The sequence below is a fragment of the Streptomyces sp. NPDC031379 genome, from assembly GCF_055569615.1.
Window position 1 is genome coordinate 1 of sequence record NZ_JBVIIT010000052.1, and the last position, 14,130, is coordinate 14,130.

The 14,130-nt window shown below is 70.4% G+C and carries 13 protein-coding genes and 1 pseudogene; 8 read left to right on the top strand and 6 right to left on the bottom strand.

Annotated features, from left to right (window positions below; genetic code table 11):
* Positions 1-1,227 precede the first annotated feature (1,227 nt).
* Positions 1,228-1,584, bottom strand: a complete 357-nt coding sequence (locus ACZ5CW_RS40690; RefSeq protein WP_468610787.1) for a hypothetical protein — start codon at positions 1,582-1,584, stop codon at positions 1,228-1,230.
* Positions 1,585-1,792: 208 nt separating this feature from the next.
* Here ACZ5CW_RS40690 and ACZ5CW_RS40695 point away from each other — a divergent pair, with 208 nt between their 5' ends.
* On the top strand, positions 1,793-2,161 hold the full coding sequence (locus ACZ5CW_RS40695) for a hypothetical protein (RefSeq protein WP_468610789.1): 369 nt from the start codon (positions 1,793-1,795) through the stop codon (positions 2,159-2,161).
* A 381-nt stretch (positions 2,162-2,542) separates the two neighbouring features.
* On the opposite strand, the gene ACZ5CW_RS40700 is transcribed toward ACZ5CW_RS40695, so the two are convergent.
* Positions 2,543-2,704 (bottom strand): hypothetical protein, encoded by a 162-nt coding sequence (locus tag ACZ5CW_RS40700; protein ID WP_468610811.1) that lies wholly within the window; start codon positions 2,702-2,704, stop codon positions 2,543-2,545.
* A gap of 79 nt (positions 2,705-2,783) precedes the next feature.
* Here ACZ5CW_RS40700 and ACZ5CW_RS40705 point away from each other — a divergent pair, with 79 nt between their 5' ends.
* From ACZ5CW_RS40705 to ACZ5CW_RS40730, 6 genes and pseudogenes are all read left to right on the top strand, one after another.
* Positions 2,784-3,377: an isochorismatase family protein gene (locus tag ACZ5CW_RS40705; RefSeq protein WP_468610791.1), complete on the top strand. Its 594-nt coding sequence runs from the start codon at positions 2,784-2,786 to the stop codon at positions 3,375-3,377.
* A 53-nt stretch (positions 3,378-3,430) separates the two neighbouring features.
* A pseudogene (locus ACZ5CW_RS40710) lies at positions 3,431-3,505 on the top strand (endonuclease domain-containing protein); the annotation flags it as partial.
* A 51-nt stretch (positions 3,506-3,556) separates the two neighbouring features.
* Positions 3,557-3,880 (top strand): hypothetical protein, encoded by a 324-nt coding sequence (locus tag ACZ5CW_RS40715; protein ID WP_468610793.1) that lies wholly within the window; start codon positions 3,557-3,559, stop codon positions 3,878-3,880.
* A gap of 356 nt (positions 3,881-4,236) precedes the next feature.
* Positions 4,237-5,190, top strand: coding sequence for a ligand-gated ion channel (locus tag ACZ5CW_RS40720; protein WP_468610795.1), 954 nt, complete (start codon positions 4,237-4,239; stop codon positions 5,188-5,190).
* A 299-nt stretch (positions 5,191-5,489) separates the two neighbouring features.
* Positions 5,490-6,116, top strand: coding sequence for a hypothetical protein (locus ACZ5CW_RS40725; RefSeq protein WP_468610797.1), 627 nt, complete (start codon positions 5,490-5,492; stop codon positions 6,114-6,116).
* 270 nt (positions 6,117-6,386) lie between these two features.
* Positions 6,387-6,887, top strand: coding sequence for a hypothetical protein (locus ACZ5CW_RS40730; protein ID WP_468610799.1), 501 nt, complete (start codon positions 6,387-6,389; stop codon positions 6,885-6,887).
* 126 nt (positions 6,888-7,013) lie between these two features.
* Here ACZ5CW_RS40730 and ACZ5CW_RS40735 read toward each other — a convergent pair whose 3' ends face one another.
* From ACZ5CW_RS40735 to ACZ5CW_RS40750, 4 genes are all read right to left on the bottom strand, one after another.
* Entirely contained in the window at positions 7,014-7,265 is a 252-nt protein-coding gene (locus ACZ5CW_RS40735) for a LysE family transporter (protein WP_468610801.1), read from the bottom strand.
* A 432-nt stretch (positions 7,266-7,697) separates the two neighbouring features.
* Positions 7,698-8,894 (bottom strand): MFS transporter, encoded by a 1,197-nt coding sequence (locus ACZ5CW_RS40740; RefSeq protein ID WP_468610803.1) that lies wholly within the window; start codon positions 8,892-8,894, stop codon positions 7,698-7,700.
* A 9-nt stretch (positions 8,895-8,903) separates the two neighbouring features.
* Entirely contained in the window at positions 8,904-10,538 is a 1,635-nt protein-coding gene (locus ACZ5CW_RS40745) for an MFS transporter (RefSeq protein WP_468610805.1), read from the bottom strand.
* A 239-nt stretch (positions 10,539-10,777) separates the two neighbouring features.
* On the bottom strand, positions 10,778-13,189 hold the full coding sequence (locus ACZ5CW_RS40750; protein WP_468610807.1) for an FUSC family protein: 2,412 nt from the start codon (positions 13,187-13,189) through the stop codon (positions 10,778-10,780).
* Between the two features lie 605 nt (positions 13,190-13,794).
* On the opposite strand from ACZ5CW_RS40750, the gene ACZ5CW_RS40755 reads away from it, so the two are divergent.
* Positions 13,795-13,980 carry a hypothetical protein gene (locus tag ACZ5CW_RS40755; RefSeq protein WP_468610809.1) on the top strand — a complete coding sequence of 62 codons (186 nt, stop codon included), beginning with the start codon at positions 13,795-13,797 and terminating at the stop codon, positions 13,978-13,980.
* Positions 13,981-14,130: the final 150 nt, after the last annotated feature.

Sequence of the window (14,130 nt, forward strand, 5' to 3'; positions counted from 1 at the left end):
CCCGCGGAGCGGGTCCCATCGCGCTGCGCGCGATGAAAGCGAACCACCCCCGCTGCGCGGGGGTGTTGCGCTCCCGCTCCGCGTGAGCGCCGACGGCTCGCTGCGCTCCCCGTCAACCCCCGGGCTGCGCCCGGGGGTTGACGCTCCTTCCGCTGCGCTCTAGGAGCGAGGCCGCTTACGCGGCCAGGGCTGCGCCCGGCCGTGCGGCTTCCGCTGCGCTTCAGCCGCAGCGCCCGCACTACGTGCGGGCATCGGGCCGCGCTTCGCGCAGCCCGAGGTTGGCAGCAGTAAGGGGCCCGGGTGGCTGACCGGGCGGTATCGAAGCGCATCTTGGAGCTGTGTTCTGCTTCAAAGCAGAACACAGCTTAACTCTGGAGCCATAGGTTACCAGCATAGCGTGGCACGAGTGAGCATTGCTGGCTCATACACTCCTTTCATTATTTCGAGGGTGTCAGCGACAATTCGTTGTGTGGAGCCGGCGGCAACGCAAGTACGCTGAACACTAGAGGCGTTGACGTTTCTTACGGCACATTATTTGGCGCAAAAAAAATGGCCTCGTGAATCTTCACGGGCCTCAGTATGGTTGCTGGAAAATTACCACAGGTCTCCGAAGAACTGTCTCACGAACTGAATGAATCTGACGAGGTTACCTCCGGCATTGATGACCTTAATAAGCATCAAGAACAGTTGCAGTGGGCTGAATCGGCGCTTGTCACGCTTGTGCTGAGACTCCTGCTCAGGAACCCGCTCTGGTTCATTCTGAGTGTTAGTACTCACGGTAATCCTTTCCTTGCGATGCGTAGTTGATTTCGGGCACAAATATGCCGGAGGGTGCTGGCCTCCGGCGCAAGATACAGGTGTGGCTATGGTTCAGATGATGCTTGGGGCTTTCCTTGTCTTCGCTACCTATAATACGTCAGCAACGGGCCACTTGTCGACCCGTCAATTCCCCAACGGGCGGCCTCAGAAGGCCTCCCGGATGCTTCCCCGATGCTGTCTATGACAGATTATCAGAGGGGTCTGACAGAGCCCTGCCGGGTTGGACACTTTGGCTCTGTGAAAAGAGTGAAGCGATCGTTGCCAGGCTTGGCACCGCCTTCTTTGCCTTGCCCGGATCCGGTCCACGCGGGTCGGGTCGAGAGCGCGCCGGCCGTGGGGCGCGCGGGGACGTCCTTCAGCCGCAGAACATGTGACCAGGCATCAGCATGTTGGCCCGGCCTCTGCCAGCTACTTGGTCAGGTGGTCAGGGCCGGGCAGGCAGTACTCGTACCTGCGGGGCCGGAGGTCTTCTTCGGTCGGCTCCCAATCGGGGTAGTGCGAGACCGTGCCACCACTGGGGGTGTAAGGGTCGGTGGCGGTGTCGGCCCTGATGTCGCTGACGGCATAGAGGTCGACCGTATTGCCCTTGTCGCGGGCGTGCAGGACCTCTCCCGGGTGGAGCCGCCGATGAGGACCTGGGCGCGGTCGTGGTGCTTGGTGGATCTCGGGGGCGAGCATCCGCCAGGCGTTGACGCTGTCGCGGGCGAGAATGCGGGTGGCGAACTGCTCGCGGACCTCCAGGCCTCCCAGGGCGCGGGCGGTCACTGCCGGGCGCCGGCCTGCTGGCGGCGAGTTCTGAACCCGACGCGTCAAGACGCGGCTGCGGGGCCCTGTCCTGATCCCTTCCCGTTGCCCCCCGCGGGTGAAGCTGTGCATCGGTTGGAAGTACGGCGTGCGGCGACGTACCTGTGGCCGGGGAATGCAAGGGGCGCGCCGCCGCAGATCGCGGCCGCCGTCGCGAGAGGAATCCTCCATGCGCACGCGTACCGCTGTAACAGCTGTCATTCTGGCCGCCACAGCCGTCGTCGGCACCGCCACCACCGCCGCCGCCACCGTCCACGACGGCGGTACCAACGACACCGCCGAGCCGCAGGCCACACGGCTGGCCGCACATGGCCAGTACGAGGGCACCCCCCAAACCATCCAACCCGGACAAGGAAGCATTGCACTGGTGACCTGCCCGGCCGGTCAGGTGCCCACCGGAGGCGGCGGCAGGACCACCAGCTACGACGTCTACATCACCGACTCCTTCCCCGGCGGCACCAGTTGGCTCGTCTACGGCAAGAACACCGGCACCACGCAACAGACACTGCGGGCCGTCGTCGTCTGCACCGTTCCCTGAACTCGACAGCGTCGTCGGTGTTTCTCTTGCTGTGCTGTGCCTGGTGAACCGGGTGTTGTCCAGGGCTGCGGGGATCGTGTCGGCCGGACCGGACAGGTCCCGGTTCGCGGCCGCCGGGCGGGCCGGGGCAGTCAGTCCAGGTCGGTGGTGCCGGACGCGGCGCGGGGCTGGTTGCGGGCTCCTGCGGGCGAGAGCGCAGCGGCCCGAGTGTGGCCGAGGCCGACGTGCCGTGGGGGCATGAAAGGCCGCCGGGCGGACGCTGTCACGGGCAGGCAGTCCAAGGACGAGACATCCGCTTGGCGGCCTGCCGGTCCCTGGTGTACCGGGGACCGGCAGGCCGCCTTGCAGTACCGGAGCAAGGCTGCCGCGGGGTCTGCTGGTTCAGGTCGCCAGGGCCGTCGGCGTCTGGATCCGCCCGTCGGGCGTGACCTTGCGGATGCGGTGGTTGTGCTGGTCGGCGATGTAGACGTTGCCTGAGGAGTCCACCGCCACGCCAAGGGCTCGCCTGAACGCGGGTGCGCAGGCCGGGCCGGTCGGGTGGATTCACGGGCCCGTGGCGCGTCAGGTCGCAGCCAACGGGTCAGGGATACGAGCATCAGTTCGCGCGAGGAAGGGATTGACTGTGCGCCGTGCTCTGATCGTCGTCGATGTGCAGAAGGACTTCTGTGAGGGCGGCAGCATCCCGGTGAAAGGCGGCGCCGACCGGGCCCGTGCCATCGCCGAGATGATCCAACGCTCCGACGGCAACGCGTACGCGCACATCGTCGCCACCCGCGACCACCACATCGATCCGGGCGACCACTTCTCCGACCACCCGGACTACCAGAACTCCTTCCCCGTGCACTGCGTCGTGGGCAGCGAGGGAAGCAGCTTTCACCCCCACTTCGCGCCGACCGCCGCCTCCGGCGCCATCGACGAAGTCTTCTACAAGGGCGCGCACTCCGCTTCGAAGAGCGGCTTCGAAGGCTCAGCCCAGGACGGCACGTTCCTGGCCGACTGGCTGCACGCCCGCGACGTCACCGACCTGGACGTCGTCGGCATCGCCACCGACCACTGCGTGAAAGCCACCGCGCTGGACGGCGCGAAAGCCGGCTTCACCGTGACAGTCCTGCTCGACTACACCGCCGGCGTCGCCACCCACACCACCAACCACGCCGTCGAGGAACTACGCCAGGCCGGCATCACACTCACCGGCGAACCCGTCGTCCTCGACTGAGCGGGGCCGTCGAACTCGGCCCGAACCGATTCGCCCTGCGCCTGTGCACAAGCATCCGGGCCGCCGCGTGGGGTCACTGCCACGACCACGGCTCTGTACGTGGACCACTCTGCGGGAGCTGTAATACCCGGGAAGGTGCGGGCAGTGCGCGCTACTTCCTTGAGGAGGGCGAGGGGGGCGTGCTGCACCTGCTGGAGTGCCGCGGCTGCCGGGAGCTGCGGACCCTGCCCAGCCGCTACCGCATCGGGGTCGTCCGGGCGCACCTGGAGGCGACCGAACACCATGGCGGCTGCCGACGCCGGCCGTCAGCCCAGAATACGGTGCTCGCATACGGCATCCACCAGTTTGAGCTCGAGTGCTGGTGGCACGAGACCACGTGGGCCAGAGGTGTCACCGTGCCTGAGGCGGCAGCACTCGTACGGGACTGCGTCGACCAGACCCTCACTACGCAACCAGATCCCGTGACCGCGACCGAAGCGACCGGCGACCGTGAGGACCGGTGAGGGAGCGGGGTGTTCCGCCCCCCGGTCGCAGTCGACGTATTCGCCGCCGCTGGCCGATGGCGTCAGCCCGTCCGGTTCAAGCGCATCCGTACTGACCTCTCGCCCGACGGTGTCGCCCGGCTCGACACTCCTCGGCCGTGTGTCGGGCCGTCATGTTGCGTTGCAGTACGTGGTGGGACGCCATCGGATGAAAAGGAGTGTCGGGGGGTGTGTCAGCCCGGAAATGCTTCGGCTTGTCTCGATAGTTTGCGATTATGGTGAGTTCTGACCGCCCATGCTCTGGACGCCGCTCTTCTGCCGGGAACCGGAAAGGCGAGTCGGGAAGGTGGGGGCGCCGGAGGTTCGCCATTGTTCTGGTGCACATCGTTGCGTTTGTGTCGGCTGCGGTGCTGTGGGCTTCTCCGGCTTCGGCCGCGACGAGCTGCCGCGTCGGAGCGTACATCACGGATCTCTATGGGCTGGACGTTTCGCCGCGGACCATCAACGCGGATTTCTGGCTTTGGAGCGTGTGCCCGAGCGCGGATCTCGATGCCACTCGGCGTCTGGAATTCGTCAACGCCACGCAGGTCAGCCAGAGCGATCGTTCCGTGGAGAAGGTGGGCGGCGAATACTGGTCCCAAGTGAAGGTGTCCGGTACCTTCCGGCAGGAATTCGATCTGAGCGAGTACCCGTTCGACAGGCAGGACGTCCAGATCAAGGTGGAGGACTCCGAGTTCAACGCTTCCCGGTTCACCTATGTACCCGACACCGCGAACTCCGGATACGATCATGAGATCAGTCTCGGCGGGTTCAAGATCAGGGACTTCCGTGTACGGGTGGTGACGCACACCTATCAGACGTCTTTCGGGGATCCGAGGCTCAGCCACGGAGAGGAGAGCCGGTACAGCCAGTTCGTCATCGGGCTCAGACTCGACCGGGTCGACGTGGCCGGTTTCGTCAGGCAGGCGTGGCCCGCCTACGTCGCATTCCTTATCTCTTTCATTTCCTACTGGATCTGGGCGAGTGATTTCCTCACCGTGCTGGGAGCACGTTTCGGAATCCTCGGCGCATCCCTCTTCAGCGTGGTCGTCAGTATGCGCTCCTCGAGTCTGACAGGGACTCTCTTCGGTGTGACCCTGGTCGATCAGATCCATCTGGCCACCCTGCTCTACACGCTGGTCGGCGTGGGCTGCACCACCTACATCGTCTGGAGCTGGGCCGATCCCGAAAAGAGGCCCTCGGTGCGGCGGACGAACAGACTCGTGGCCCTGGCGACGACAGCCGCCTACCTGATCGCCAACGCCGTCGCCATCGGTCTCGCGGTCACGTGAAATCCGTGGAAGGCGTCGGCGCCGGTGCCCGTGGTGCGGGCGGTGCCGGTGATCTCCACGGCGGCCGGGGCGGGGTCCGGCACTCCTTGCGGGCCGATCCGGGTCACGGCGCGGCGCGGTGCAGTGCGGTGCGGTGGGAGGCGGGGCGGTGCGGGGCGGTGGGGGGCGGGGCGGTGCGGGGCGTCGGCACTCTGTACGGGTGACATCGCCCGTGTCTCCGTAGTTATGGAGTGAGGTGTTGCGACAGTTGACTCCGGCAGGAAATTCCTATCTGCTATCTACCGCACGAAAGGGCTGCCGTGAATCGGGTTGGTATCTACACCTCTCTGTCTTTTGCCGCCGCCGTGGCATTGGCAGGCGCAACAGCGGGCCAGGCTTCCGCGGAAGTCCGCAATGATCCCGCACCCGCAAAAATCAATATTATCTTCAATAACGGTGGGTATTACGGCGACATCACCAACATCGGGGACGGCAACAGCAACAACGTCCAGGTGGGCAACCTCCAGGGCGGCACGCAGGGCGGGACCGGCAACACCCAGGGCGGCACCGGCAACACCCAGAGCGCGGCGCAGGGCGGCACGCACAACATCCAGGGCGGTGCGCAGGGCGGCACCAACAACGTCCAGGGCGGCACCCAGGTCGGCGGCAGACACAACACCCAGGGCGGTGCGCAGGGCGGGACCAACAACGTCCAGGGCGGCACGCAGAGCGGTACCCGTAACACCCTGGGCGGTGCGCAGGGCGGCACCAACAACGTCCAGGGCGGGACCCAGGGCGCCGGGAACCACAACACCCAGGGCGCGACGCAGGGCGGCACCACCAACACCCAGGGGGCCACTCAGGGCGCCACCCGGGGTATCGACGAGGAGACGGAAAAGCTCATCACGAGCTCGCTCAGGATGGCCGCCGACCTGATCAGGTCGTAAGGACGCCGGCGTGTTCAGGTGATTGAGGGCGCCGGTGTGAACAGGTCGTGACGCCACCGGCGTGACGAACGAGGCCCCAGGGCTGTCGGGTATCCCCCGCAGCCCTGGGGCCTCGTCCGTTTGTGCCGGTCGGCCAGGCGGCGTCTTTCCGGCGGACGGACAGCTCAGCCTCTCGCTCCACCGGTCAGGGGACACACGGCAGCGGCCGGACGAGCTGAACTTAATGACGCAAGCTCCTCCACCCCGGAACTGAGAAATAGAGGTTTCCTCATGCTTAACGCTCGACGTCACATGGCCCGCATCGCCGGTATTTCCTGCATCGCCGCACTGGCCGCTGGAGGCTTCGGTGTAGCCAGCGCCACGGCCGCGCCCATGAGCAACCACCACGCGGCTGCGCATTCTTCCAGCCACCACCAGCACCAGCACCAGCAGAACCAGAACCAGAACCACCAGAACAACATGGCGAAGAGTGGCGCCATGCCGAAGGGCGGCAATACCCAGGGCGGTACGCAGGGTGCCGGGAACGGCAACACCCAGGGCGGCACCCAGGGCGGCGGCAACGGCAACACCCAAGGTGGCACCCAGGGCGGCGGCAACGGCAACACCCAAGGTGGCACCCAGGGCGGCGGCAACGGCAACACCCAAGGTGGCACCCAGGGCGGCGGCAACGGCAACACCCAGGGCGGCACCCAGGGCGGCGGCAACGGCAACACCCAGGGCGGCACCCAGGGCGGCGGCAACGGCAACACCCAGGGCGGCACCCAGGGCTGACGGTTGATGGAGTCGGCATCTCACGGAGAGAGATCTCTGTGAGATGCCGACTTTCTGTGTGCGCCCGCCTGGCCGTAGCCGGGCGGGCTTCCTGGGTCTCACGGCCGGCCGTTCGGCAGCACGCGCTCAGGCCACGGGCAGTCCGATGCCGAGGGCGGTCAGGGCGAGCCCGGTCAGGCACTGGATGCGACGGAAGCTTCCCGCGTACGACGCGCTGGGTGAGAGGGCGCTCTCCTGTGGCGGCGCGCCGAGGGTGCGCAGTGTCTGGATGCCCGGGTAGCACAGGTAGGCCGCGCCGGCCCACTTGATCGCGTCCATGGCCGTGACCGAGGCGGCGATGACGGCCGAGAGGCCACCACTGCGGCGATGGCGTGGCACGTCACGCCGGTTGCGATGCCCAGCGTCGTGACGCGTGCGTGGCCGAGGCCGTGAGCGGTGCTGCCGCGCGGGACGAGTGCGGTGTTCACCCCCGGCATCACCGTCATGGCCGCGGCGATCCCGGTGAAGGCGAGTACGGTGTGGGGCACAGGGGGCGCCCTTCCGATGAGGTTTCCCGCCTGCCGTCACCTCCGTGCGCAGGCGCAGGTCAGGTAGGTCAGGTCAGGCACGGTGCCGGGTGGCAGGGTTCACCGGTGGTGTCGGGTGCCCGGCATCCTTGTCCGCTTCACGCTCGTCACCGGCCGTGAGCAGGGGTTCTCCTGCGATCGGTCGATCCGCCGTAGGGGCCCGTGGCTGCCCGTGGCTGCCCGTGGCTGCCCGTGGCTGCCCGTGGCTGCCCGTGGCTGCCCGTGGGCGAACCGGTCGGGGGTGTCACCGGGTGTCGTGGTCGCCGCCCGGGCGTCTGCGGGCGAGCAGGCAGGCCGGCACGGCCGCGGCGGCGCCCAGGTACAGAAGCGGCGCGTAGCCCAGGGAATGCACGACCTGGCCCCCGACGGCGCCGGCCAGCGACAGGCCGACGAACAGTGCGCTGTTGTTCCACGACAGCATCCCGGTCGCCCGCTCGGGGAAGGTGTCCACCAGATGGCGCTGCTGGGCGGGGAAGAACGCGTAAGCCGCCAGCGCGAACAGTGCCAGCGTCAGGGCCAGGGCCCAGGTGAGCGTGAAGACCAGCGCCACGACGACCTCGAGAGCGGCCAGCAGGGGCAATGCCACGACGGTCACCCGTACCGCACCGGCCCGGTCGGCCAGCCGGCCGCCCGCCTGCCCGCCGATGACCGCCCCGACCCCGTAGACCACCAGCAGCCAGGAGACGTCGGCCGCCCTGCCGTCGGAGTGCAGCGCGACGGCCAGGAAGGTGTACAGGCTGTAGACGGAGAAGGCCCACAGGGTCGTGACCGCGACGGCGGACACCGCGACGGCCGTCCCCTTGCCTGCGCCCTTCACCGGGGGCTTCACCGGGGTGTCGTCCGGCGTGCCCGGGCCGGTTCGCCAGACGAACGCGTGCGGGAAGGCCAGCACGAACGTGCCCACGGCGAGGATGATGAAGGCGGCCTGCCAGCCCGCCTGCCGGCTCAGCAGTGCTCCGGCCGGGGCGCCCACCCACAGGGCGGTCAGCAGGCCCGAACCCACCACCGCCAGCACCTGGGCCCGCGCCTGGGGCCGCGCGCGGGTGGCGACCAGCGTGTACACGGTGGGGCCGGTGGCGGCGGCCGCGACACCGGCCACCACGCGGGTCACCAGCAGCAGGCCGAAGTCGGGGGCCAGGGCGGTGGCGACGTTGGCCGCCGAGAACAGCACCAGCGCCCCCGTCAGGATCATGGCACGGTCCTTGCGGTCGCAGAGCCATCCGGCGAGGGGCGAGGCCACCACGTAGGCGAGGGAGAAGGCCGTGACCAGCAGGCCGGTACGGGCCGGGGCGACACCGAGGGATGCGGCGATGTCGGGAAGCAGCGGCGCCACCACGAACAGATCGGTCCCCACCAGGAACTGGGTCACCCAGGCCAGGGCGACGAGCCCGGCCGAAAGGCGGGCCGTCTCCTGCGCTGTCCGGCTGCTCGTCGAGTCCATGATCCGAAGCTAGGTCCGCCGCCCTGCGGCCGCCACCGGCCCCGCCGTGCCCGCACGCCGCGCGGCCGTACGGGCATGCGCGGGCTTGAGGCCGTAGGCAGGCTTGAGGCCGTACGCAGGCTTGAGGCCGTACGCAGGCTTGAGGCCGTACGCAGGCTTGAGGCCGTACGCAGGTTTGAAGCCGTAGGCAGGCTTGAGGCCGTAGGCAGGCTTGAAGCCGTAGGCAGGCTTGAGGCCGTACGCAGGCTTGAAGCCGTAGGCAGGCTTGAGGCCGTAGGCAGGCTTGAGGCCGTAGGCAGGTTTGAGACTGGGTGCGGGCTTGGAGGCCGTACGCGGGCTTGAAGCTGTGCGCGGGGTTGAGACGGTGCGCGGGCTCGAGGCCGTGCGCGCCGTGGCCGGCTGCCGTGCCGGAGCGTGCGCCGCCGGCAGGCGCCGGGCCGTGAGGGATGCGAGAGGGGAGCGGCACACGAACAGCGTCGTGCACGCCGCGGCGGCGCCGGCGAGTGCGGTGGCAGGCGCTGCCGTCGGGTTGGTCGTAAGACTCGCCAGCGCCGTGCCGGCGGCCTGGCCCAGCCCGAGGCCGGCGATCATCCAGGCCGCGGCCGTGCCGAGGGTGCCGCGGGGGGCCAGGTCGTCGAGGCCGGCGAAGACGTTGATCAGCAGAGGGGCGAGGAAGAGCCCGGGAACGACCACCAGGGCCACCGCGGCCGTCGGGTCCGGCCTGAGCAGCAGCGGCACGAAGCCGGCCAGGAGGCCGAGGGCGGTCGCACGCAGGTGTGCGGCGGGGGCACCGGGCCGGCGGAACCGGCCGTACAGGAGGCCGCCGATGAGGCTGCCGGCCGCCAGGGCGGTGGGCAGGAGAGTGGTCAGGGCCGGGGCGTGGTGGCGCTCGGCGAGGATCAGGGCGACGACGTTCAGGGCACCCAGGGCGACTCCGGTGAACAACAGCGCGACGGCCAGGGTCCGGGGGCCGGGCGCACGCAAGGGGCTGCCCGTTCGGCCCCCTCGCGGAAAGGGCGGGGCCGGCTGCCAGCGGCGTGCGGGGCGGGCGGTGGCGAAGGCGACGATGCCCGCCAGGCCGAGCAGGCCGATCGCGGCCAGGGTCACGGCGGCACCGGCTGCCGTGCCGAGGACGAGGACCAGCAGGGGGCCGGCGATGAAGACGACCTCCTGAGCGCAGGCATCCAGGCTCAGAGCCGCCCTCAACTGCGCCGGTGAGCACGTCACATCAGGCCACAGCACACGCAGGGCCGCTTCCAGGGGAGCCGTGGTCAGGCCCGCCGCCACGGTCAGGACCAGCGCCGCGGCCGGATCCCGTACGAGGGGGCAGACGGCCAGGGTGAGGAAGCACGCCGCCGATCCCAGCCCCGTGATCACCAAAGGCAGGGTGTGCCCGCGGCGGTCCAGGACACCGCCCCACCAGGGCTGTGCGGCAGCGGCGCTGACGCCGTACGCGGCGGCGAGCAGGCCGGCCTGGCTGACGGTTCCCCCTTGCGTGCGGACGGCGATGAGCAGGGCCAGGGGAGCCATGGCCACCGGGAGGTGTCCCACGACGGCGGCGACCAGCAGCCGCGGGATGTGCGACGAGGACAGCAGGCGGCGGTAGCCGGGGCTGGTGGGCAGGTCGAGGACGGTACTCGTCACGGCCGGTTCCTTCGGTGCTTCGGTACATGGCGGCTGGTGGCTCTTCAGCCTCGCGTGCCGCCTTGCCGCCCGCTGTCGTCCACCCGGAGGGTCTGGCGGAGGAGAAACCGCCAGCCACCGGCAACCGGCCACCGGACCCGGAGGAGGAATCACCGGCCGCCGGAAAGGGGGGCGGGGTGTTCGGCCAGGGCGGGGCGGTGACCAGGGTGGAGCGGTGACCAGGGTGGAGCGGCTGCTCGTCAGGGGGCGGGCTCTTGGTGTGATCCGGGGGCCGGTCGCGGATCCGTGAGGGCCTCGCGCAGGGCGGTGGCGATCGCCCGGAGGAGTTCGACGACGGGTTCGTTCTCCCGGATCGCGGCACGGGTGCGGGTGTCGCCGGTACGTCCGGTGGCCAGTTCGTGGCGGCGCCGGGCGTGGAGTTCTTCGAGGTGGAGGGACATGACGTCGAGGGCGTCGGTGAGGGCGTCGATGTGGCCGGCGGTGTCACCGGCGCTCTGCTCGGCCAGCGCCGGCGCCGCATGGCCGGTGTAGGCGGCGAGTGCGGGGATGCGGGCCGTGCGTGCGGTGCGGTGCGTGGTCAGGGCGGCGGTCAGCGAAAGGAGGGTGTCCAGGGCGTCGAGGGTGGTGGCCGCCTCGTCGAGCGCGGCCCGGTCGTGGCCGGGCTCGCGGTGAGCATGCCGCAGTGTGGTCCGGGCCTGGGCGAGGGCCTTGTGCGCTGCGCGGCGGGCGTGGTCCGGGGCGGGGCCGGGGGTGGGGCGGGCATGGTGCGGGGCGGGACCGGCGACGGGGGCCGGGGTGGGGGTGGGGGTGGGGCGGGTGAGGGAGTTCAGGGTGGCGTCCAGGTAGGCGGCGCCGGCCCGCCGGGCGTGGGCCGTCTGCGCGGCGAGGTGGGGGTGCTCCCAACTGGGCCACAGCAGACGGCTGCCGAGCAGGGCCGCGGTCGTACCGAGGACGGTCATGGCGATACGCAAGAGGGCATCGAGCCAGTCGCCGGGATGGGACACGTCGCCGATCAGCAGCACCAGGGGGGTGCCGAAGACGACCCAGAAGGCGTAGTTGACCGGCCGCAGGGTGAAACCCGCCGTGATGAGAGCGAACAGGATCAGGCACAGGGCGGCCGGCTGGTGCACCGCAGCGATGAGCAGCGCGGCACACGTGCCGCCGACGACGTTGCCGATGACCCGCTGGGCGACGCGTTCGCGGGTGGCGGCGTACTGGGGGCGCAGCACACGAAGGACGGCCAGCGTCGCCCACTCGCCGTGCGGCAGCGCGGCTGCCTGGGCGAGGGTGAAGACCGCGGTGCTCACCGTGGTGGTGCGCAGGGCATGGCGGAAGGTGCTCGAGGTGAGGGTCATGGCGCCGCGCAGCCGGGCCGCCTCCAGGCGCACCGGCTCGGTGGCAGACGCGGAAAGCCGGGTCGCCGCGAGCAGGGCGAGGGGGCGGGCGTCGGTCCGGGCGGTGTCGATGGTGGCGGTGATACGGGCCAGCAGACGGCGCTGGCGGCCGGCGCGTGCCATGCCGGTGTAGGTCTGGGTGCCGGCGGCAATCTGGGCGCGCATCCGGTCGCAGGCGGCCTCCAGTTCGGCCAGGGAGGTGTCCGGCCCGCTGCTGCCGGTGGTGGCGGGGCGGCGGCGGGTGAGGGTCTCGGCGAGCTGGGAGAGCTGCCGGCCGGCGCGGGCGGTGAGCGTGGTGCAGGGCACGCGGACGGCGGCGGGCGGGGGGCCTGTCGCGGCCAGGGCGGCGGTGAGGTCGGCCAGGGTGGCGGCATGCCGTACGAGCGGGTCGGTCAGGTCGGCGAGATGCTCGTTGCCTCGTGGGCCGCGCAGTTCGCGGGTGGCCTCCTCGGCCCGGCGCAGCGCGTCCGCGATGTGCGGGTGAGCGGTACGGGCCGCCGCACTGGCCGCACTGGCTGTACTGGCCGCACTGGCTGTACTGGCGGTGCTGGCTGTACTGGCGGTGCTGGCGGTGCTGGCGGTGCTGGCGGTGCGAGCCGCATCCGCTGTACTGGCCGCGCCGGCTGGATGAGCCGCATCGGTTGTATCGGCTGTACCGGCTGGGGGGTGGGCGAGGGCGTTCAGGTGTTGGCCGATGACACGGTAGGGCTGCGCGAGGTGACCGAGCACGTCCCGCAGCCGGGTGGCAGGAGTCAGCACAACGGTGGCGAGGGCGTACCACAGGCCTCCCAGCAGTACCAGCAGCGCTGCCCGGGGCATCACCGTGCCCGTGCCGCTGCCGCCGCTGCCCGCCGCGACGAGCAGCGCGGTGGCCGGCATCGTGCCGAGCCGCTCCAGCACCGGGTGGATGCCGGAACCCATCGCCGCGAGAAAGACCAGGACGGCGAGCATGAGCAGGATCAGCACGGGGATGGCGGCCGCCCACGCACCGGCCCAGAACGCGGCGGCGTCGACCACGGCGGCGACCAGGAGAGCGCGGGTGCGTGGCCGGCGGGCGCCCCCCTTGTTGGTGAACGCAGCCATGTAGGCGCCCAACGCCGCCCACGCCCCCGCTCCCGGATCGCCCACGGCGATGCCGGCCAGCAGCGGCATGCTGATCGCGATGCCGTTGCCCAGCCCGGCCGTGACGGCCGGCCGGCTCCCCGGCGTGGGGCTGAACAGCCCGGCCGTACGGCTGCTCGCAGCGCGCCAGGTCACCAGGTCACCGGCCCACCGGGCCACCGGCCCACCGGCCCACCGGGCCACCGGGCCACGGGGTCACCGGCGGGAAAAGCGGCCCGTCACTACCGCTTCGTCCCGCGCATGGTGCTGCCGCGCCGTATCCGCCGGCCCGCGGCCGGCCAAAGCGGGAAGGACGGGAACCGTGTCCCGGGCGTGGAACGTGCAGCAGTGTCGATGCCCACGTGCCGTGGAACCGCGCGGAGGGCGGGGGGCCGGTCGCACACGGAGGCGAGGGGCCGGTCCCGGCGCGGGTCTTGCGGGTGGTTGTGCCACGACCGGGTGCTCGAAGGGGATCCGGTCCCTGTACCGGGACGACGGACTCTCGGTCTTCATACCGTCATCGTCCCCCACCCCGGGCGGCCGGGCCTGCCACGGCATCCCGGGCCCGCCCAAGCCTCCCAGCCCTCCCCTCCGCCCTCTTGCCCACCCGTCGGCCCCCGCCATGCCGCCGACAGCGGGCCCCACCACACGGTCCCCCGGTCGGCTGACCAGACGGGCACCAGGGGCGTGCCCACACTGTGAGCAGATTCCATCGACGGGCCCCTCCAAGCCCTCCCGGTGACCGAGAAGGAGAAGACATCATGGCGGCTCAGTACGCTCCCGCTCACAGCCGGGAAGGTTTCACGATCCAGCAGATAGCCGACCGTTTCGAGGTCTACGGCCCCAGCGGAGAGTTCTCCGGGGAGTACCTCGTCCGGGCCTCTGCGGAGAAACGGGTGGCCGTACTCGCACAGCGCGCCGACCGCACCGCCCGAAACATCCGATAACGCGTTCTTCCCCTCCCCTCTCCTTTTGGAGAAGGCCCTGGGGGGGGGGGGGGGGGGGGGGGGGGGGGGGGGGGAGGGGGGAGGGGGGAGGGGGGGGGGGGGGGGGGGGGGGGGGGGGGGGGGGGGGGGGGGGGGGGGGGGGGGGGGGGA